Origin of the sequence: Sphingopyxis sp. (genome assembly GCF_019459305.1) — a bacterium.
Lineage (GTDB): Bacteria > Pseudomonadota > Alphaproteobacteria > Sphingomonadales > Sphingomonadaceae > Sphingopyxis.
Window position 1 is genome coordinate 1 of sequence record NZ_JAIBES010000139.1, and the last position, 18,154, is coordinate 18,154.

Consider the following 18,154-nt stretch of genomic DNA (forward strand, 5'->3'; position numbering starts at 1 on the left):
GCCAATGAACCCCTTACATTCCGCTTCTTGCCCTTGCGCGCCGCTGGGTTTACCGCCCGGACCATTGGCGGCCCGCCCCGCGCGGGGGGGCCCTTATTATTTCCGCTTGGAGAAATCGCCATGGCCACCGCCGACGCCACCCCGCTGATGCCGCATGCGACCGCCGCCTGGCTGGTCGACAATACCGGTCTGACCTTTATCCAGATCGCCGAATATTGCGGCATCCACATCCTGGAAGTGCAGGCGATCGCCGACGAGACCGCCGCGACCAAATATACCGGCCGCGATCCCGTCCGCGCGCACGAACTGTCGATGGAAGAAATCGAAAAGGGTCAGAACGACCCGAACTACAAGCTCAAGATGAGCAAGCAGGCGCAGGACACGATCCGCCGCACCCGCGGTCCGCGCTATACCCCGGTCAGCAAGCGCCAGGACAAGCCCGACGGCATCGCGTGGATCCTGAAGAACCACCCCGAGGTTTCGGACGGCGCGATCGGCAAGCTGATCGGCACCACCCGCAACACGATCGGCGCGATCCGCGACCGCAGCCATTGGAACAGCGCCAATATCGTCGCCAAGGATCCGGTGACGCTGGGCCTGTGCTCGCAGCGCGAACTCGACGCGCTGGTCGCCAAGGCGGCGAAAAAGGCAGGGATTGAAGCGCCCACCGACAACCGCTTCGAAGGCGACCGCGAAGCGTTGCTCGAAGAACTGCGCGCCGAACGTACCGCCGCGAACGAAGCGCGTGCGGCCGAAGAAGCGGCTGAAACCGCAAGCGACGCGGCGGCAGACTGACGCGTGGCATCGGGGCAGGATGAAGACAATATCCCGGCAGCCAGCGGCTCGCCGGACGCCTCGCTGACCCAGGACGACAGTTTTACCGCGACCAGCCATGCCGGCCTGACCTACCCGTGGGGCGACGCCGCGCCGGGGTCGGGCGAGACGATCCGCATTGCGGGTGGGATCAGCTGGGCGCGCATCCCGATGCCGGGGTCGCTGGGGCATATCAACAGCTGGCTGCTCGACGACGCGGACGATGGCGTCGCGATTGTTGATACCGGCATTTGCCTCACCATGTGTTCCGACGCGTGGAAGGCGCTCTATTCCGGGGCGCTGAACGCCAAGCGCATCACGCGGGTCATCGGCACCCACCTCCACCCCGACCATATCGGGCTGGCCGGCTGGATCGCCAAAAAGCAGGGCGTGAAGCTGTGGATGACGCGCGGCGAGATACTGACTGCGCGGGCGATCGTGGCCGATTCATCCGAAACCGCCCCCGACGAGGTGCTGGCGCAATCACGCGCCGCAGGCTGGGACGAGGCGGCGATCGAGGCGCAGCGGTCGCGCGGCTGGAATATGTTCCAGCGGATGATCTTCACCCTGCCGCGCAGCTATGTGCGGATCGAGGATGGCGACCGGCTGGATTTTGGTGTGCATCAATGGCGCGTCGTGGTCGGGTCGGGGCATAGCCCCGAACATGCGTGTCTGTGGAACGAGCGCGAGGGCGTGCTGGTGTCGGGCGATCAGGTGCTGCCGCGGATCAGTTCGAACGTGTCGGTCAACATCACGGAACCCGACGCGGATCCGCTGGGCGAATGGCTGGCGTCGATCGACAAATTGCTCGCGACGGTTCCCGCCGACGTCATCGTCTGCCCCGCGCATGGCGAGCCGTTCAAGGGGCTCCACGTCCGGCTGATGGCGCTGCGCGACGAGCATCGCATGCGGCTCTATAATCTGGCCGAGGCCGCGGCGAAGGCGCCGATGCGCGCGGTCGACAGTTTTCCGCTGCTGTTCAACCGGCCGATCGGCGAGCATAATCAGGGGCTGGCGACCGGGGAAGCGCTGGCGCATCTGAAGCGGCTGGAGGTTGAGGGCCGGGTGCAGCGCGAGAACCGCGATGGCGTCTGGTGGTTCCACGGGGTGGCGTGAAGCCCGCCTTGCCAATGTCGGCTTTGGCGTGGTGGGTTCAACTGGTCATCGTAACGCTTTAGTCTAGGAAGGATGGAGTGCAGGTCATGGCCGAAGCTGGTCGATAGCGGCCCCCTCAATCCCGCCGCTGCATGATCCAGCTAAACGCCATCGCGTTGAACATCGTGTAGAGCCCATAGAGCATCAGCGCGGTGAACCAGCCGTGCGTCGCGATCGCCATCGCGCCGACCAGCAGCAGGAATTCGAAGATGTATGTGATGTGCGGCCCCGCCTTGTCGGCGAGCGGTTTGACCATCTTCTGGATCAGCGGGTCGTCGCTTTCCATGAAGGCGCGGTGCATCGCGAAATTGCCGACGCCGGCGCAAAAAATGGCGATGAGGGCTATAACCATAGGTTTGCAAATGGGGGAGGCGGGGTGGAAATGCCAGCCTCTTTCGGGCTATAGCGAGGCATCGGACGCGCCAGGGCGGCGCCAATGATCGAACGAACCCGGCTTCTGCCTCCCCAGAGAAGGACTCTTCGATGGCATCTTTCCCCCCCTCGGCGGCCATCGGCCTGCTGACCCTCGTAATTCAGCCTGCGCACGCCGCGCAGGAACCGGCGAACCCGCCGCAGCCGAACCCCGCGCTCGCCGATCCGGTGCTGGCCAATCCGGTTCCCACCTTTCAGGTGCCGCTCGATCCGCCGTTGCCAGACGCGGTGCGCGCAATGATCGACGCCACTTTTGCAAGCGGTCAGCACGACGATGTCGAAGCCGTCGCCAAATTCGCGCGGATGACCCACCCGCGCAATGTCGGGGAAATCGACGCGATGCTGGCCTTTTATCGCAGCGGGCATCCGCCGATCGTGCCGGCCGACCCGGTGCGCAACATGCTCGCCGCCGCGATCGCCAGCGGCAAGGATGCCGACGTCGAGGCGGTGGCCAAGCTGGCGATGGATACCCACCCCCAAGACGCGGCGGAAATCGAGGCGCGGCTGGTCGCCTATCGCGCCGAACGCCAGCGGCTGAAGGACGAAGCGGCGGCGGCGGCGCGCGCGAAGCTGGCGGCGGCCAAAATCTGGGAGAACTGGAAGGGTGAAGGCCAGATCGGCGCGTCGCAGAGCAGCGGCAACACAAAATCGGCGGGACTTAGTGCGGGGCTGGCCTTGTCGCGCCAGGGGATCGACTGGACGCACAAATTGCGGGCGCAGGCCGATTATCAACGCACCAACGGGCGGACGTCGGTCGAACGCTATCTGGTCGAGCTTGAGCCGCAGTACCGGATCAACGATCGCGCCTTTGGCTTTGGCTTCGGACGGTGGGAGCATGACAGGATATTGGGGTATGACACGCGCTGGAACGTGTCGGGTGGGCTAGGTTACAAGGTGATCGACGGAAAGACGATGTCGCTGAGCCTGAAGGGCGGCCCGGCGTGGCGCCAGACCGATTTCATCAGCGGCGCGCGCGACAGCGAACTGACCGCGCTGGGCGGGCTCGATTTTGGATGGCAATTGTCGCCGACCCTGCGGCTGACGCAGGTCGCCTCGACGATCATCGGTGAAGCGAACAGCTCGACCAACTCCCTGACCGCGCTCAACGCCAAGCTGAGCGGGGCGCTATCGGCGCGCATCGCCTATTCGGCGCAGATCGACACCAGCCCGCCGCCGGGCATCGAAAGCGTCGATACGCAGACGCGGTTTACATTGGTGTACGGGTTTTAGTCAAAGGCGTCAGCGCCGCCGATGTCCTGCCCGTCGACGAGCAAGCCACTCCCTGGGACATGGTTGAACTCGATCCGAATGCCGTCGGGGTCTTCGAACAACACCGAATAATAGCCTGGCGCCCAGGGCTCCTCCTGCGGCGGGTGAACGACTTGGATGTCGGTGCGCTTCGCCAGAAAGGCATGGACGGCATCGACTGCGGCGCGGTCGCGCATCCGGAAGCAGACGTGGTGCAGTCCCGGTGCGCCCTGGTCGAAGCGTTTGCCGACATTCTCTGCGCTCGGGGTACGGATCCCTATCGCCGTGCGCCCACCGACGCCATAGAGCATCGCGTCGCTGTCGAGCACGAGCTTGAGGCCCAGATAGCCGATCATGTCGCGCCAGAAGGCGGTCGAGCTGGCAAAATTCCCCGCGGTCAGGATGACATGCGCGACCCCGTTGAGGCCGCCCGTCATTTGATCGCCGCCAGCGTGTAGAGAAATTCGGCAAAGCCCATCGTCGCGTCGACCAGCCCTGCGACTTTGGGATTGGTCGAATCGATCAGATAATATTCGTCGGGGGCGTGCGCGCCCGACCCGTGGCCGATGCCGAAATGCGCCGCGGGGATAGACACCGGCGGCGCGGTGAAGGTCGCGCCCGGCCAGCTGCCCGCCATGCGCGGGTTGAGGCTGGTCGCGATGCCGAGCTGTTTGTAGGTCGCGAGTTCGGAGCGGACGAGGCGGCTGTCCTCGGCGACCTCGGTCGGGTCGTAGCCGCCCGAAACATTCACCTCGACGTCCTTGAAGCCATGTTTGTCGAGATGCGCGCGCAATTTCTGTTCGGCCTCGGCGCGGGTCTGGTCGGGGACGAGGCGGAGGTCGAGCTTGGCAACCGCGCGGCCGGGCAGGATCGTCTTGCCGCCGGGGCCGGTGTAGCCGGCGACCAGCCCCTCGATATTCACCGTCGGTTCCTGCGCCAGCCGGATCAGGGCGTCGTCAAAGGCCAGGTTGTCGATCCAGTGGGTGACGCCGAGCGCGGCCTTTTGCTGCGCCTCGTCGCCCGCCTTCGCCGCTTCGCGGATCAGCGTCTTCTCTCGCTCGGTCAGGGGGCGGACATTTTCGAACCAGCCCTCGATCGCGGGCTTGTTGCCGTCGGGGGTGACCAAAGTCTGGAGCGCCTGGACCAGCCGCCAGGCGGGCGAATCGACCATCGCCTTCAGGCTGGAGTGGACGTCGCCCTTGGGCCCGCGGCCCCATTTTTCGCCGCTCGCGACGAGTTCGAGTTCGATGATGCCTTTCGAGCCGAGGTTGACGGTGACGTTGCCGGTCCTGCCCTGCGAGGCGAAGGGGATGAAGATGCCTTCGCACCTCCTGAGCGCGGCGAGCACATTCGGCTTGGTGGCGATCTGGCGGAAATGCGGCGAGCCGATCTCCTCTTCGCCCTCACAGATGAGGACGATGTTGACCGGCAATTTCGCTTTGACGGCGCGGATCGCGTGGAGGGCGGCGAGGAAGGCGGCTTCCGGTCCCTTCTGGTTTACCGCACCGCGGCCCATGATTGCCTGGCCGAAGCCGGGGCGTTCGACCATCCGCCCTTCGAGCGGCGGCGACGACCATTCGGCCGGGTCGAACTGTTTGACATCGTACATGAAATAGATGCCGAGGGTGCGTGGCGCGCCGACGTCGATCGTCCCGAACACGCCGGGATGGCCGTCGGTGGGGACAATCTCGACATTGCTGAACCCCGCGTCGCGCGCGAGTTCGGCCATATAGGCCGCGCCCTCGGCCATGTTGCGGTTTTCGGCGGCGATCGAGGGGAGCGCGATCCAGTCGCGGATGCGTTTGATCGATGCGTCCTTGCCCGCCTCGGCGGCCTTGCGGATCGCGGCGGACTGGCTGCTCGCGGCGAGGACGGGGAGGGGGCTCATCACCGCCGCGCCCGCGCCGAGCATGGCAGCGCCGCGCAGCAGACCGCGCCGTTCGAGCATCATCTGAAAAGCCTGATCATCGTTGCGCATCATAAACCCCTTTTTGGTTGTTACGGACTTTCCCAATATCCTTGCATCAATTCGCGCGACCAATCGGGTTGTCGCACATTCCCACGCGGAAGAAACTCCGCCATCACGGGCTTGATGTCGAGTACCGGCGTGCCGTCAATCGCATCGAGTCCCTCGACCTCGACATTCAGACCATTGACTGCGACGATCCGGCAGGTGGTGAGGCCAATGCGGTTGGGGCGGTTCTTGCCGCGCTGCGCGAAAATGCCGACGAGTGGCCAGTCGGCGCGATTGCGCGGGTGACGAGCCCCGGTCTCGATCTTCGCGTCGGGCACCTTGTCAAAGAGGAAGATCACCTCGGCATGGCTGAAATCGGCGAGGCCTGCGAGCGCGTCACCGGTGAATTTTGCGGCGTCGAGCATGATCGTCGCACGGCTTGCGCCCCAGTCGTCGTCGATCGCGTCGACGCGGCCACCACGGACATGGCCGATCGGGGTGAGGGTAAAGGTCATTGATATCCCCTGCTGCGTTGACGCTGATGGCGCAGCGCGCCTAGCCTTGCAAGGAAGGAGAGGGGCCATGGACTTTCGAGGCAAGAGCGTCGTCATAACTGGCGGCGCGACTGGGATTGGTTTTGCGCTCGCGAAACGGATCGGCGCCAATGGCGCGCGGATCATCCTGTTCGAACCGCGCGAGAAGAAGCTGGCCGAAGCGGTCGGTGCGCTGGGCGCGCTCGGGATCGATGCAAGCTCGTTCGCAGGCGACGTCACCGACGGAGCGTCCGTCGAAGCTCTTGCCGATTTCGCCTGGCGTCAACATGGCCGCGCCGACGTGATCATCGCCAACGCCGGAGTGGGCGGCATCCGCACCGAGATACTCGACACCGACGATGACGCGGCGCGCGCGCTGATGGAAGTGAATGTCTGGGGCGTGTGGAATTGCATCCGAACCTTCGGGCGGCGCTTTCGCGACGACGCACGGCCGTCGGCGATCTATGCGACGGCGTCGGAGAATGGCCTGTTTAACGCTGTGCGCCGGAATGGCGGCATCTATGTCGCGAGCAAACACGCGGTGGTCGGCCTGATGGACACGCTGCGCAATGAGGCTCCGGCAACGATCGAGGTGGCGGTGATCATCCCTGGTTGGGTCAAGTCCGACATGACGCGCCATGCCGACGCCGCGATGGACGCCGATATCTTTGCGAACCGCATCGTGCCGCAAATGGAGGCGGGGCAATTCTACCTCGTCAGCCACCCCTACAATGTCGTGCGGATGGAAGAGCGCTGGGCCGAGGCATATGCGGCCTTTGCCAGCTATGCGCCGCGCGAGCCCGGCGACGAGGCGATGGACGTCGCGCTGTTCGTCGAACGGATGCGTGCCGAACGCTGACGTCGGCTACGCCTTCTCGAGCAGCCCCTCGTCCCTGATCCGCTTTTGCCACAGCTTCGGCGCGTTGACGTGGACGTTTTGGCCTTCGCTGTCGACCGCGACCGTTACCGGGAAATCCTGCACCTCGAACTCGTAGATCGCTTCCATGCCGAGATCGGCAAAACCGACGACCTCGCTGCCCTTGATCGCCCGCGACACGAGGTACGCGGCGCCGCCGACGGCCATCAGATAGGCGCTCTTGTGCTTGGCGATCGATTGCGTCGCGGCCGGGCCGCGTTCGGCCTTGCCGACGCAAGCGAGCAGGCCTTGGTCCAGCATCATGTCCATGAACTTGTCCATGCGCGTGGCGGTAGTCGGGCCGGCGGGGCCGACGATTTCCTCGCCGACCGGATCGACCGGGCCGACATAATAGATGACGCGGTCGCGGAAGCTGACGGGCAGCTCTTCGCCCTTGGCGAGCATCTCGGCGATGCGCTTGTGCGCGGCGTCGCGGCCGGTGAGCATCTTGCCGTTGAGAAGGAGTCGGTCGCCCTGTTTCCAGCTCGCGACGACGTCCGGGGTCAGTGTGTCCAGGTCGACGCGGATCGCGGCCTGGTCGGGTTTCCAGTCGATCTGCGGGTAATCGGAGAGCACCGGCGGTTCGAGGAAGGCCGGGCCGCTGCCGTCGAGCGTCACATGCGCGTGGCGGGTCGCGGCGCAGTTCGGGATCATCGCGACGGGCTTCGACGCGGCGTGGGTCGGCCAGTCGGCGATCTTGACGTCGAGCACGGTAGCGAGGCCGCCCAATCCCTGCGCGCCGATACCGAGCGCGTTGACCTTTTCATAAAGCTCGATGCGCAGCTCTTCGGTCGGGTTCGACGGCCCGCGCGCGAGCAGTTCGGTCATGTCGATCGGGTCCATCAGCGATTGCTTGGCGAGCAGCATCGCCTTTTCGGCGGTGCCGCCGATGCCGATGCCCAGCATCCCGGGCGGGCACCAGCCGGCGCCCATCTGCGGCACCATTTCGAGCACCCAGTCGACGATGCTGTCGGACGGGTTCATCATCTTGAACTTCGACTTATTCTCGCTGCCGCCGCCTTTCGCGGCAACGTCGATCACGACCTTGTTGCCGGGGACCATCTCAACATTGAGAACCGAGGGGGTGTTGTCCTTGGTGTTGACGCGACTGAACGCGGGGTCGGCGAGGATCGAGGCGCGGAGCTTGTTTTCGGGGTGGAGATAGGCGCGGCGCACGCCTTCATCGACGACCTGTTGCAGGCTGCGCGGGCTGTCGAGGCGGCAGTCCATGCCCCATTTGATAAAAACGGTGACGATGCCGGTGTCCTGACAGATCGGGCGATGCCCCTCGGCGCACATGCGGCTGTTCGACAGAATCTGGGCCATCGCATCCTTGGCGGCGGGCGAGACCTCGCGCTCATAGGCGGCGGCGAGTGCGCGGATATAGTCCATCGGGTGGAAATAGCTGATGTACTGGAGCGCGTCGGCGATGGTTTCGACCAAATCGTCCTCGCGAATGATGACGCTATTCATGGGTGCAGCCTTTCGCCCTGTTTGCGGGATTCGGGGTTTCCCTAGACCCGCATCGCCGGAGTGGGAAGGGGGTCAGGCGTGGCCGAAATCGACGAGCGGGCGTTTCTGGACCAGCGCGCGCCAGCTTCCCGTTGCGGCCAGCGCGAGCAGCAACAGCCAGCCGCCCGCCGCGGAGGGGATTAGCGCCCAAGCGAAGGCGGCGGGGGCGATCAGTCCCACAACACTCGGGATCGCAGCGAGGATCGCGATCGTACCGAACAGCGCCCACCAGCGGCCCAGCTGCGTCGCCGCGGCGCCGATGACGACATTGGTTACGGCAAGGAGCAGGAATTTCGCCGCGACCGGATAGGGCAGGCTGGCGATTGCGGGCGAATAGTCGCCCGCGGTAAAGGCGGCCTGGATGTCGAAGAGCAGCCGGTTTTCATAAGCATCGCACAGCGCCGCGGCGACCGGGAGCGCCGCCGCGGCGAGCAGCGGGCGCAGGCGAAGCTCGCGCCACAGGGCGAGACAGCCGCTGGCGAGGAAGCCCGCGTAGAGCAGCATATAGAGATAATCCTGCTCGTTACCGGCGCGCATCGCCGCGAGGCGGGTGACCTGCTGCGGGTCGGTAAAAAAGCCGAATATCGCTTCAAGATCGGTTTGACTGCCTGCGAATTCGAAGGCGAGAACGGGCGGCCCATAGCCGGGGGCGATGTCATGCCCGGTTTGCGGGAAGACCTGCCCGAGATAGAGGCCGAACAGCACCACGGCGATGCCAAAGAGCAAGGTGGCGACCCACCAGCGCGTCGGTGCGGGCGGGCGCTCGCGCTGCGCTTCGATCCAATGCTGAAGCCCCCCGACCATTTTCTAGCGGTCCGGTGGAGCGCGCTCACTCACCTTATTGGCACTCGGCGCATTTGCCGCGCACTTCGATCACCGGGCGCTCGGCAGCAAAGCCAGTGGCGTTGGCGGCGGCGCGGACACCGGTCGACAATTTGTCGTCATCGACATGCACCGCGCTGCCGCAGCTGTCGCAGATCAGGAAGATGCAGTCGTGGAGGCAGCCGGGATGGCTGTTGGCAACAAAGGCGTTGGCGCTTTCGACGCGGCGCACCAGGTTGTTGGCGACGAACAGGTCGAGGATGCGATAGACGGAGTTCGGCGCGACGCGCTTGCCGCGCGCTTTCGACACCATATCGGCGATTTCATAGGCGCTGGCGGGCTTGCCGATGGCGGCAACGGCGTCGAAAATCTGCGCGCGCATGTCGGTCCACGCTTCGCCCGCGCCCTCGAGCGCGGTCTGCGCTGCCTTGGCGAGCGAGGCGCCGCTGGCCTCGACGTGCGGATGATCATGCTTGCCCATTGGCTGTTCCTCACGCGAGGGAAATCCCGCGCCAACTATCATCGCAATGTAGGCTGTTTACCGGGTGTCCGCAAGTTGCGGACCGGTCCATTCCGGCGCCGGCGTCAGTGGCGTCTTCAGTGTCTGGCGCGGCGGTTGAGGTCGTGGCCGAGTGCGACGACGGCGACGCCGATCATGGTCGCCAGTACTTCGCTGCCATCATGTGGCCGCGACAGTGCGCCCGCCATCATGCCGAGCCCGAAGCTGCCGACCGCGAACGGCATCGTATAGCCGTGGCTGAGCACGCCCGAGACGAGGGTTACCAGCGCAAAGCCGATCGCAATGATCAGGCCGATTTCGTGGAACAGATGATTGTCGAATGCGACCCCGACCGAAGCAATTGAGGCAAACAGCACCGTGCTGGCGAGGCAATGGACGAGGCACAGCCCCGACAGGCCCATCGCCAGCTGGTCGCCCGACAGCGAGGTAAGTGGCCGCGAATCGCGCGCAGCCCGGATCATCGCGGCCCACCGTCCCAAGAAAGGGATGGCGCGCGTTGATACATGGGCAGGGCTGGCGACTTGGGTCACCCGATTCTCCGTTGGGGCAATTGCGGTGGTGGATATGGCATAACATGACAGAGGTTACAACATTACATTGCTCGTGATGGTCGTTTTACCGCGATGTCCGGGCGAGCCGCGCGGCAAAAAGCTGGCGATTGGGGACCAGATCTGCCAGCGAATAGCCGTCGAGGCGGGTCAGGAAGTCACCGAGCGCCAGCGCCAGCGCGCCTTGCAAACCACAAGCCCCTGCCACTGCGCAGCTGTTGGTTTGAGGGTCGAAACATTCGACGAAGACGTCGAAAGCCTCGATCGAGCGCACGACCGATCCGACATTAATCTCTGCGGCCGGTCGCGCGAGCGTCAGTCCGCCGCCGCGCCCGCGGCGCGCGACGACATAGCCAAGCTCCGCCAGCTTGCCCGCCACCTTCATCAGATGATGCCGCGAAATTCCGTAGGCATCGGCGATCTCGTCGACCGAGATCTGACCGCCCTGAGTGGCCAGCATCATCAAGGTGCGAAGGGCGTAGTCGGTTTGGAGGTTGAGCCGCATTAAAACGGTATATGAGATATTGCTTTCAAAGGCAAAGCGCTTTAAAGGGTATTTTAAATACCACTTAATAGGATCAATGCGCGATGAATGCCAATCCCCACGCCGCCGCGGCGCGCCAATCGAAGCGCGAGGCGGCTGAGGCGTTAAAAATCGACCCACTCTTCATCCGGCAGATGGTCGAAGAATTTTACGCCGCAATCCGCAGCGACGACCGGCTCGGCCCGATTTTTTCCGCGCGCATCGCTGACTGGGATGATCATCTGGACCGCATGACCGCTTTCTGGTCGTCGGTGCTGTACGAAAGCGGCGGCTTTCGCGGCAATCCGATGGCCAAGCACATCGCGATCCCCGGCATCGAGCGCGATGATTTCCTGCGCTGGCTGGCGCTCTTTGGCGCGACGCTCGACCGGCTCGAACGTGACCCCGCCGCGACCCGGCTGATTATCGATCGCGCGCGAATGATCGCCGACAGCCTGCTGACCGGCATCCGCATCCACCGCGACGGACGCGACGATCTTGGCGCCATGAAAGGATTGGACGATGCTGGATGAAATGAATCTGTATGCCGCGATCGAAGCGCCGGGGCGTGGCGATAGCGACACGGTCGAGCGCCGACCGCTATCGATCCCGGCCCATCCGGCGCATAACGCTTTGCAGGTTCCGGCGGCGATCTGGCGCGTGATGTTCGGCTGTTACGGCATATTTCTGGGCGGACTGCTCTATGCCACCGGACGCGATGGCGAGGCGCTGTTCATGATCGCGATCAGCGTGGCCTACACCATCCTCTATTTCGGATTGAGCGGGGTGCTGATCGGACTCGATGGCCATGGCACGCGTAATGGCCGGATTGCTGCAGGCGGCGATCTCGACACCTGGACCGGGCCGATGTCGCCCGGCGCGGTTGCGGCGCAAATCCTGACCATTCCGGTCTGTCTTGCCTTCTTTGGTGTTGCAGTCGCCGTGATCCGGGGGCTGGTAGGATGATGGGCGCGCGCCTGCCAGATAATTGCGAAGCCTATCGGCGGCTCGGCCCCTTTGCCGCGGTGACGCTGCCGCCGGGACTGCTCCGCGCGCACGCGCTGAAGCCGGGGTGCTGGGGTTTGCTGACGATCGCGGCGGGTCATATCGGCTTTGTCTGGGAGGATGCGCCCGACAGGTCGATCCGGCTTGGCGCGGGCGACAATATCGTGATCGCACCCGAACGGCGCCACCACATCGCCCTCGATGGCGAATTCACGCTGGAGATTTGCTTGTACCGGCAATCGGAATCGGCGGGAGTGGAATCCTCCGCTTCTAAGGCTTAGCCGAGGTGCCTTCTTCCGCCCTGAGCGCCTTCCGGTCCAGCTTGCCGATCATCGTCTTGGGCAGGTTGAGCCGCACTTCGACCGCGTTGACCCGTTCGTGCTTGCCGAGCTGGGGGTTGAGCCAGGCGGCGAGTGCTTCCCCGGAAATCTCGAAGCCTTCCTCCAGCGTGACAAAGGCTTTGGGCGCTTCGCCGCGATAGGCATCAGGGACGCCGAGGACGATCGCTTCCTTCACCGCAGGATGCTCATAGAGATGCGCCTCGATGACGCTGGGATAGACTTTGAAGCCGCCGACCGCGATCATGTCCTTCAGCCGGTCGACGATACGGATGTAGCCGCCGTCCTCGACGACCGCGACGTCGCCGGTGCGCAACCAGCCGTCGGCGGTAAAGCTGTCGAGATCTGCGTCGGGGCGGTTCCAGTAACCATGCATGATCTGCGGCCCCTTGACCGCCAGCTCGCCGGGTTCGCCCGCGGGCGCGGCTTTGGTCGGGTTTTCCTTGTCGAGCAGGCGGATGTGGGTCGCGGGGAGCGGCTGGCCGATCGTGCCTGGTCGCACCGGGCCGTCATAGGGATTGGTCGCGACGACCCCCGAGCTTTCAGTGAGGCCATAGCCTTCGACAAGCGAAGCGCCGGTCGCCGCGGTGAATTTTTCGCGCAGTTCGGCGGGCATCGGCGCGCCGCCCGAAATGCAGATGCGCAGCGATGAGAAATCGGTCTTGGCCAGATCGGGATGGTCGAGCAGCGCCTGATACATCGTTGGCACGCCGGGCAGTGCGGTCGTCTTGGTGCGGGTGATCGCCGCCAGTGCCTGCTGCGCATCGAAGCGCGGCAGCATCGTGATCGTGCCACCGTTCAGCACGGTGCGGTTGAGCACGCAGGTGTTGGCGAAGACGTGGAAGAAAGGCAGTACGCCGAGGATGCGGTCGTCGGCGTCATGGTCGGGATCGATCGCATTCACCTGCCGCGCATTGGCGGTCAGGTTCTGGTGGGTGAGCTTCGCGCCTTTGGGGGAGCCGGTGGTGCCGCCGGTGTACTGGATCAGCGCGACGTCTTTTTCGGGATCGATCGTGATGGCTTCGGGGCGTCCGTCGTTGTCGATCAGCGTCGAGAAGCGAATGACGCGCGAGTCGTCAGGGATCGGTGCGATTTCGGCATGTTTGAACAGACGGTAAAGGAGCGCCTTGTGGCAAGCCAGCCCACCCGCCACCGAGCCGACCACGAGCCGCCGGAGGCTCGATCCATCGAGCACCTTGAGCGCGGTGGGCAGCAGCGCCGCGGCGCTGACGGTGAACAACGTGTCGGTACCCGAATCCTCGACCTGATCTTCCAGTTCGCGCGCGGTGTAGAGCGGCGAGAAATTCACCACCGTCGCGCCGATCACGAGCGCGCCATAATAGGCCGCGACATAATGCGGGACGTTGGGGAGGAACAGGCCTACGCGGCTGCCCTTGCCCAGCCCGAGCAGCTGGAGACCGCGCGCCACCCGCGCCGCGCCGCGAGTGACTTCGGCATAGGAAAAGCGGCGGCCCATGAAATCGAGCATCGCCGCTTCGCCGCGTTGTGCGGCGCTATCGGCGAGCATATCGGGGAGCGACAGCGGCGCGAAAGACTGATCCCAGGCCGTTGGGTGCTGATAATCGGTCGACCAGGAAAATTCGCTGTCCATCGCGGTGGCTTGATCCTTTTGTGCAGGTGCGGGTTCCTGACACTAGGGTCAGCAAGCCGACATCGCAACCGGGCCGCGCTTGCGGCGCGCGACCGCCGCCGCTAGGCAGGGCCATCTTTCTCGTCAGGGGTTTATCATGTTGCAACTGTCGTCGCGCGTCGCCGTCCCGCTTGCCCTTCTTGCCTGCGTGGTTGCAGTGCCGGCTGCGGCAAAGGATAAAGATGCACCGGTCCGACCGGCGCAGATTCAGGAACTGTATGCGTGTCGGGACATCGCCGATCCCGCCGCGCGCCTCGCCTGTTTCGACCGCGAGGTCGGCGAGTTGTCGGCGGCCGATACCGCGCGCGAGATCACCTTTACCGACAGGGAGACCGCCAAAAAGGCGCGGCGCGGCCTGTTCGGTTTTTCCTTTCCCAAGCTTGGCGGCATATTTGGCGGTGACGAGGACGAGGTCAAAGAAATTGAAACCACGATCCGCTCCGCCAGCATCGATCGATCGGGTAAATATACGCTGGTGATGGAAGATGACGCGGTCTGGGTCCAGATCGATACGACCACACTGCCGCGCCAACCCAAACCGGGTCAGAAGGTCAAGATCAAGGTGGCAACGATGGGCAGCTATTTTGCCACGATCGACGGCGGTCGCACGATCCGCATGAAGCGCGACCGCTGATCTCGGCGCGCCGCGGCGCACGCGAGCCGTCGGGCATGACAGCCAGAGCTGCGATACCGGCGGCGGCGGTGGGGTCGCCGCCGTTTGTGCTGCTTGATGATGCACGCATAAATGATGCCGCGGCGGCGCGGCTGTTCGTCGATCCGGTCGACACGCTGGTCGCACGGTCGGCGGCCGAAGTTCCGGACTTGCTGACGGCGGTCGAAACAGCGACGGCGCGCGGGCTCCAGGCGGCGGGCTATCTGACTTATGAAGCGGGGCGAGGCATGGCCTCGGCATGGCGAGGGCCGATCGAAGAAGCAGCCGACAGCGAGCGTGGAGCGCCTGCCGGTTGGTTCGGATTGTTCGAGACCGTCGAGCGGATTGACGCCGATTTGGTTGCGGACCTGCTGCCCGATCCGGCAAGCGCGTGGATCGGTCCGGTGACCCCGCGGATCGCGCGCGCTGATTATATCGCCGCGGTCGAGGCGGTGCTCGCCTATATCGCGGCGGGCGACATTTATCAGGCGAATTTGACCTTTCGCGCCGAGGTGCCGGTGCTGGGCAACCCGCTGGCGATCCATGCGCGGCTGCGGCAAACCGCGCGCGCGGGCTATGGCGGGGTGATCTGGACCGGCGAACAGGCGATTGTGTCGCATTCGCCCGAGCTGTTCTTTGCGTTGCGCAACGGACAGGTGATGGCGCGGCCGATGAAGGGGACGTCGGCGCGGCTGGCTGATAGCGACGCTGACGCTGCGGCGGCGCGCGCGCTTGCTGACGATCCCAAGCAGCGCGCCGAAAATCTGATGATTGTCGATCTGATCCGCAACGACCTGTCGCGCGTTGCGGTGCCGGGGTCGGTCGCAGTGCCCGACCTCTTTCGTGTCGAGAGCTTTCCGACGATCCACCAGCTCGTTTCCGACGTCAGCGCGCGACTGCCCGATGGCGTCGGCGCGGTCGACGTGCTGCGGGCCGCCTTTCCCTGCGGTTCGATCACCGGGGCGCCCAAGGTGCGGGCGATGGAGATCATCGACGAACTGGAGGTCGATGCGCGGGGGCTTTACACCGGATCGATCGGTTTCATCGACCCCGGGGGCGACGCGGCGTTCAATGTTGCGATCCGCACGCTGGTGCTTCCGCGCGCGGGCGGCTTGCAAGGCGGCGCAAATCGCGCCACGCTGGGATTGGGTTCGGGAATTGTCGCCGACAGCCAACCGGCTGACGAATGGCGCGAATGTCTGGCGAAGGGGGAGTTTGTGGGGGCAGCGGGGGCGCGTTTCGACCTGATCGAAACCATGTTCTTTGATCCCGTCGAGGGGGTCCAGCGGCTGGAGGGGCATCTGGCGCGGATGAAGGCGAGCGCTGAAACGCTTGGCTTTGCGTTCGACCGGCACGGCGCGCGAAACAGTTTGCAATCGGCCACCTTCCGCCTGCGCCACGCGGCGCGGGTGCGGATGCGGCTCGCGCCGTCGGGGGCGCTCGCGGTCGAGGTGTCGCCGATGCCGCGGCTGGCCGAACTGCCGGTGCCCGTCGCGGTCCGCCCTGCGCCGATGACGGCGGACGATTTTCGCCTGGCGCACAAGACCAGCCAGCGCGCCGCCTATGACGCGGCGCGGTTGGAGAGCAGCGCGGCCGAGGTGGTGTTCGTCGACGAGCCGGGCTTTGTCACCGAGGGCAGCTGGAGCAACATCTTTGTCGAACGCGACGGCCAGCTGCTGACCCCACCGCTGGCGCTGGGGCTGCTGCCCGGGGTGCTGCGCGCCGAGCTGATCGACAAGGGCCGCGCGGTCGAATCGCATCTGCGGCTCGCCGATCTGGCGGACGGTTTCTTCATCGGCAATTCGCTGCGCGGGCTGATCCCGGCGCGGCTGGTGGACGCTACGGCAACGGGACAGCATGACCTGCATGGTGCATAGGTAATTTATCCAACGCTGCGCTTGCGAAGATCGAGCGGAGGCTTTAGGCGCGGCCCCGCGCAATTTCCTGTCAAATCGCCGCCTGTCCGCGCAAGCCACGGAAAGAAGTCCCATGTCGCTGAAGCCGCATATCTCCGCCGCCCTCAACCGCATCCAGCCGTCGGCGACGCTCGCGATGACCGCGCGCGTTTCGGCGCTGAAAGCCGCGGGCGTCGATGTGATTGGGCTCAGCGCGGGCGAGCCCGATTTCGACACCCCCGATTTCGTCAAGGAAGCGGCAATCGAGGCGATCCGTAATGGCCAGACAAAATATACTTTGGTCGACGGCACGGTGGCGTTGAAAGAAGCGATCCGCGGCAAGTTTCGCCGCGACAACGGGCTCGATTTCGGACTCGACCAGATCACGGTCAATGTCGGCGGCAAGCACACCTTGTTCAATGCGCTCGTCGCGACGGTCGACCAGGGCGATGAGGTGATCATCCCGGCGCCCTATTGGGTGAGCTATCCCGACATCGTCGCCTTCGCGGGCGGCACCCCGGTAGTCATCGAGGGCAGCGCGGCGCAGAATTACAAGATCACCCCCGTACAGCTTGATGCGGCGATCACGCCGAAAACGCGCTGGGTGATGCTCAATTCGCCGTCGAACCCGTCGGGCGCCGCCTATTCGGGCGAAGAGCTCGATGCGCTCGGCGAAGTCATCCGCCGCCACGGCCATGTGATGGTGATGACCGACGATATGTACGAGCATGTCTGGTACGCCGATTTCGAATTTTCGACCTTCGCGCAGCGCTGCCCCGACCTGATCGATCGCATCCTGACGGTGAACGGCTGTTCGAAAGCCTATGCAATGACGGGCTGGCGGATCGGCTATGCGGGTGGTCCGGCCTGGCTGATCAAGGCGATGGGCAAGCTCCAGTCGCAATCGACGTCGAACCCCTGTTCGATCGCGCAGGCCGCCGCCGCCGCCGCGCTCGGCGGACCGCAGCAGTTTCTCGACGATCGCAACGCGGCATTCAAAAAGCGCCGCGACAAGGTCGTTGCGATGCTCAACGATGCGCCGGGGCTGAACTGCCCGACCCCCGATGGTGCCTTTTATGTCTATCCCGATGCCAGCGGCTGCATGGGCAAGACGACTCCCGACGGCCTGCTGATCGACAGCGATGAAAAGCTGATCGACTATTTCCTCGACAGCGCGAAAGTCGCGGCGGTGCATGGCGCGGCCTTTGGACTGTCGCCCGCGTTCCGCGTTTCTTATGCGACATCGGAGGCGGTGCTGAAAGAAGCGTGCGTGCGCATCCAGCAGGCGTGCGCGGCGCTGCGCTAAAGCGCCACTCGCCCCGCGCATAGGAATTCTGTACCGATCGGTCTTGTAATGCCGGCGGTGGAACCTATCTGAACCTGAACGGCGGTTAAGCGCCCGGTTCACCGGATAGTAAGCCATCCTGTTTAGGGTGACGGACATCACTGCACGGTTGGTCGGGGCGCGCCATATCGTCGGTGTAACCAAAGCGGTCTTGGCCGCGAACCATAATAGATGAAAAAAGAGGCTCCCCATGCTCAACCTTTTCCGCTCCGACTGGTTTTTGTCGATGCTCGCCGGTTTCGCGATTGGCGCGACCTATATCGTGCTCAACCAGCCCGCGCTCCCGATCGCC

At 64.7% G+C, this 18,154-nt stretch carries 20 protein-coding genes; 10 read left to right on the forward strand and 10 right to left on the reverse strand.

What is annotated here, in order from left to right; genetic code table 11:
* Window positions 1-147 precede the first annotated feature (147 nt).
* Entirely contained in the window at window positions 148-795 is a 648-nt protein-coding gene (locus K0M74_RS16915; RefSeq protein ID WP_088443412.1) for a DUF1013 domain-containing protein, read from the forward strand.
* A gap of 3 nt (window positions 796-798) precedes the next feature.
* A complete protein-coding gene (locus K0M74_RS16920; RefSeq protein WP_293975119.1) occupies window positions 799-1,929 on the forward strand; it encodes an MBL fold metallo-hydrolase in 1,131 nt (376 codons plus the stop codon).
* Window positions 1,930-2,044: 115 nt separating this feature from the next.
* Here K0M74_RS16920 and K0M74_RS16925 read toward each other — a convergent pair whose 3' ends face one another.
* Complete coding sequence (locus K0M74_RS16925; RefSeq protein ID WP_293975122.1) at window positions 2,045-2,320, reverse strand: hypothetical protein; 276 nt, start codon at window positions 2,318-2,320, stop codon at window positions 2,045-2,047.
* A gap of 131 nt (window positions 2,321-2,451) precedes the next feature.
* On the opposite strand from K0M74_RS16925, the gene K0M74_RS16930 reads away from it, so the two are divergent.
* Window positions 2,452-3,630 carry a YdiY family protein gene (locus K0M74_RS16930; protein WP_293975124.1) on the forward strand — a complete coding sequence of 393 codons (1,179 nt, stop codon included), beginning with the start codon at window positions 2,452-2,454 and terminating at the stop codon, window positions 3,628-3,630.
* Here the strand turns inward: K0M74_RS16930 and K0M74_RS16935 are convergent.
* From K0M74_RS16935 to K0M74_RS16945, 3 genes are read right to left on the reverse strand one after another with little or no spacing between them, the layout of a single operon-like run.
* A complete protein-coding gene (locus tag K0M74_RS16935) occupies window positions 3,627-4,085 on the reverse strand; it encodes a VOC family protein (RefSeq protein WP_293975127.1) in 459 nt (152 codons plus the stop codon). The genes K0M74_RS16930 and K0M74_RS16935 overlap by 4 nt on opposite strands.
* The gene (locus K0M74_RS16940; RefSeq protein ID WP_293975376.1) at window positions 4,082-5,626 is read right to left on the reverse strand and encodes a M20/M25/M40 family metallo-hydrolase; all 1,545 of its coding nucleotides are present in this window, start codon (window positions 5,624-5,626) and stop codon (window positions 4,082-4,084) included. The genes K0M74_RS16935 and K0M74_RS16940 overlap by 4 nt, the downstream gene beginning before the upstream one ends.
* Window positions 5,627-5,646: 20 nt before the next feature.
* A complete protein-coding gene (locus K0M74_RS16945) occupies window positions 5,647-6,117 on the reverse strand; it encodes an SAM-dependent methyltransferase (RefSeq protein WP_293975130.1) in 471 nt (156 codons plus the stop codon).
* Window positions 6,118-6,184: 67 nt separating this feature from the next.
* On the opposite strand from K0M74_RS16945, the gene K0M74_RS16950 reads away from it, so the two are divergent.
* On the forward strand, window positions 6,185-6,994 hold the full coding sequence (locus tag K0M74_RS16950) for an SDR family NAD(P)-dependent oxidoreductase (protein WP_293975133.1): 810 nt from the start codon (window positions 6,185-6,187) through the stop codon (window positions 6,992-6,994).
* Between the two features lie 6 nt (window positions 6,995-7,000).
* Here K0M74_RS16950 and K0M74_RS16955 read toward each other — a convergent pair whose 3' ends face one another.
* The 5 genes from K0M74_RS16955 to K0M74_RS16975 all read right to left on the reverse strand — a co-directional run bounded on the left by K0M74_RS16955 (window position 7,001) and on the right by K0M74_RS16975 (window position 10,958).
* Window positions 7,001-8,524, reverse strand: coding sequence for a fumarate hydratase (locus K0M74_RS16955; protein WP_293975136.1), 1,524 nt, complete (start codon window positions 8,522-8,524; stop codon window positions 7,001-7,003).
* 72 nt (window positions 8,525-8,596) lie between these two features.
* The gene (locus tag K0M74_RS16960; protein ID WP_293975139.1) at window positions 8,597-9,367 is read right to left on the reverse strand and encodes a hypothetical protein; all 771 of its coding nucleotides are present in this window, start codon (window positions 9,365-9,367) and stop codon (window positions 8,597-8,599) included.
* A gap of 34 nt (window positions 9,368-9,401) precedes the next feature.
* Complete coding sequence (locus K0M74_RS16965; protein WP_293975146.1) at window positions 9,402-9,866, reverse strand: transcriptional repressor; 465 nt, start codon at window positions 9,864-9,866, stop codon at window positions 9,402-9,404.
* A 116-nt stretch (window positions 9,867-9,982) separates the two neighbouring features.
* Window positions 9,983-10,366, reverse strand: coding sequence for a MerC domain-containing protein (locus tag K0M74_RS16970; protein ID WP_293975149.1), 384 nt, complete (start codon window positions 10,364-10,366; stop codon window positions 9,983-9,985).
* Window positions 10,367-10,520: 154 nt separating this feature from the next.
* Window positions 10,521-10,958 (reverse strand): Rrf2 family transcriptional regulator, encoded by a 438-nt coding sequence (locus K0M74_RS16975; protein WP_293975152.1) that lies wholly within the window; start codon window positions 10,956-10,958, stop codon window positions 10,521-10,523.
* 83 nt (window positions 10,959-11,041) lie between these two features.
* On the opposite strand from K0M74_RS16975, the gene K0M74_RS16980 reads away from it, so the two are divergent.
* The 3 genes from K0M74_RS16980 to K0M74_RS16990 are packed head-to-tail and all read left to right on the forward strand — an operon-like array spanning window position 11,042 to window position 12,262.
* Window positions 11,042-11,509, forward strand: coding sequence for a group III truncated hemoglobin (locus tag K0M74_RS16980; protein ID WP_293975155.1), 468 nt, complete (start codon window positions 11,042-11,044; stop codon window positions 11,507-11,509).
* Window positions 11,499-11,942 carry a hypothetical protein gene (locus K0M74_RS16985; RefSeq protein ID WP_293975157.1) on the forward strand — a complete coding sequence of 148 codons (444 nt, stop codon included), beginning with the start codon at window positions 11,499-11,501 and terminating at the stop codon, window positions 11,940-11,942. The genes K0M74_RS16980 and K0M74_RS16985 overlap by 11 nt, the downstream gene beginning before the upstream one ends.
* The gene (locus K0M74_RS16990; RefSeq protein ID WP_293975160.1) at window positions 11,939-12,262 is read left to right on the forward strand and encodes a DUF1971 domain-containing protein; all 324 of its coding nucleotides are present in this window, start codon (window positions 11,939-11,941) and stop codon (window positions 12,260-12,262) included. Before K0M74_RS16985 ends, K0M74_RS16990 begins: the two co-directional genes overlap by 4 nt.
* Here K0M74_RS16990 and K0M74_RS16995 read toward each other — a convergent pair.
* Window positions 12,252-13,931 carry a long-chain fatty acid--CoA ligase gene (locus K0M74_RS16995; RefSeq protein WP_293975163.1) on the reverse strand — a complete coding sequence of 560 codons (1,680 nt, stop codon included), beginning with the start codon at window positions 13,929-13,931 and terminating at the stop codon, window positions 12,252-12,254. The genes K0M74_RS16990 and K0M74_RS16995 overlap by 11 nt on opposite strands.
* Window positions 13,932-14,067: 136 nt before the next feature.
* Between K0M74_RS16995 and K0M74_RS17000 the strand changes: the two genes are divergently transcribed.
* The 3 genes from K0M74_RS17000 to K0M74_RS17010 all read left to right on the forward strand — a co-directional run bounded on the left by K0M74_RS17000 (window position 14,068) and on the right by K0M74_RS17010 (window position 17,823).
* Window positions 14,068-14,604 carry a hypothetical protein gene (locus K0M74_RS17000; protein WP_293975166.1) on the forward strand — a complete coding sequence of 179 codons (537 nt, stop codon included), beginning with the start codon at window positions 14,068-14,070 and terminating at the stop codon, window positions 14,602-14,604.
* A 35-nt stretch (window positions 14,605-14,639) separates the two neighbouring features.
* A complete protein-coding gene (pabB, locus tag K0M74_RS17005; protein ID WP_293975169.1) occupies window positions 14,640-16,499 on the forward strand; it encodes an aminodeoxychorismate synthase component I in 1,860 nt (619 codons plus the stop codon).
* Window positions 16,500-16,611: 112 nt separating this feature from the next.
* On the forward strand, window positions 16,612-17,823 hold the full coding sequence (locus tag K0M74_RS17010; protein ID WP_293975172.1) for a pyridoxal phosphate-dependent aminotransferase: 1,212 nt from the start codon (window positions 16,612-16,614) through the stop codon (window positions 17,821-17,823).
* Window positions 17,824-18,154 lie beyond the last annotated feature (331 nt).

What these genes read in the sequence shown, in the direction of transcription:
- K0M74_RS16955 (WP_293975136.1), bottom strand. Translation starts at nt 8,524, where the DNA reads ATGAATAGCGTCATCATTCGCGAGGACGATTTGGTCGAAACCATCGCC.
- K0M74_RS16995 (WP_293975163.1), bottom strand. Translation starts at nt 13,931, where the DNA reads ATGGACAGCGAATTTTCCTGGTCGACCGATTATCAGCACCCAACGGCC.
- K0M74_RS16945 (WP_293975130.1), bottom strand. Translation starts at nt 6,117, where the DNA reads ATGACCTTTACCCTCACCCCGATCGGCCATGTCCGTGGTGGCCGCGTC.
- K0M74_RS17010 (WP_293975172.1), top strand. Translation starts at nt 16,612, where the DNA reads ATGTCGCTGAAGCCGCATATCTCCGCCGCCCTCAACCGCATCCAGCCG.
- K0M74_RS16970 (WP_293975149.1), bottom strand. Translation starts at nt 10,366, where the DNA reads ATGATCCGGGCTGCGCGCGATTCGCGGCCACTTACCTCGCTGTCGGGC.
- K0M74_RS16930 (WP_293975124.1), top strand. Translation starts at nt 2,452, where the DNA reads ATGGCATCTTTCCCCCCCTCGGCGGCCATCGGCCTGCTGACCCTCGTA.
- K0M74_RS16960 (WP_293975139.1), bottom strand. Translation starts at nt 9,367, where the DNA reads ATGGTCGGGGGGCTTCAGCATTGGATCGAAGCGCAGCGCGAGCGCCCG.
- pabB (WP_293975169.1), top strand. Translation starts at nt 14,640, where the DNA reads ATGACAGCCAGAGCTGCGATACCGGCGGCGGCGGTGGGGTCGCCGCCG.
- K0M74_RS16990 (WP_293975160.1), top strand. Translation starts at nt 11,939, where the DNA reads ATGATGGGCGCGCGCCTGCCAGATAATTGCGAAGCCTATCGGCGGCTC.
- K0M74_RS16950 (WP_293975133.1), top strand. Translation starts at nt 6,185, where the DNA reads ATGGACTTTCGAGGCAAGAGCGTCGTCATAACTGGCGGCGCGACTGGG.
- K0M74_RS16915 (WP_088443412.1), top strand. Translation starts at nt 148, where the DNA reads ATGCCGCATGCGACCGCCGCCTGGCTGGTCGACAATACCGGTCTGACC.
- K0M74_RS16925 (WP_293975122.1), bottom strand. Translation starts at nt 2,320, where the DNA reads ATGGTTATAGCCCTCATCGCCATTTTTTGCGCCGGCGTCGGCAATTTC.
- K0M74_RS16965 (WP_293975146.1), bottom strand. Translation starts at nt 9,866, where the DNA reads ATGGGCAAGCATGATCATCCGCACGTCGAGGCCAGCGGCGCCTCGCTC.
- K0M74_RS16935 (WP_293975127.1), bottom strand. Translation starts at nt 4,085, where the DNA reads ATGACGGGCGGCCTCAACGGGGTCGCGCATGTCATCCTGACCGCGGGG.
- K0M74_RS16975 (WP_293975152.1), bottom strand. Translation starts at nt 10,958, where the DNA reads ATGCGGCTCAACCTCCAAACCGACTACGCCCTTCGCACCTTGATGATG.
- K0M74_RS16980 (WP_293975155.1), top strand. Translation starts at nt 11,042, where the DNA reads ATGAATGCCAATCCCCACGCCGCCGCGGCGCGCCAATCGAAGCGCGAG.
- K0M74_RS16940 (WP_293975376.1), bottom strand. Translation starts at nt 5,626, where the DNA reads ATGCGCAACGATGATCAGGCTTTTCAGATGATGCTCGAACGGCGCGGT.
- K0M74_RS16985 (WP_293975157.1), top strand. Translation starts at nt 11,499, where the DNA reads ATGCTGGATGAAATGAATCTGTATGCCGCGATCGAAGCGCCGGGGCGT.
- K0M74_RS17000 (WP_293975166.1), top strand. Translation starts at nt 14,068, where the DNA reads ATGTTGCAACTGTCGTCGCGCGTCGCCGTCCCGCTTGCCCTTCTTGCC.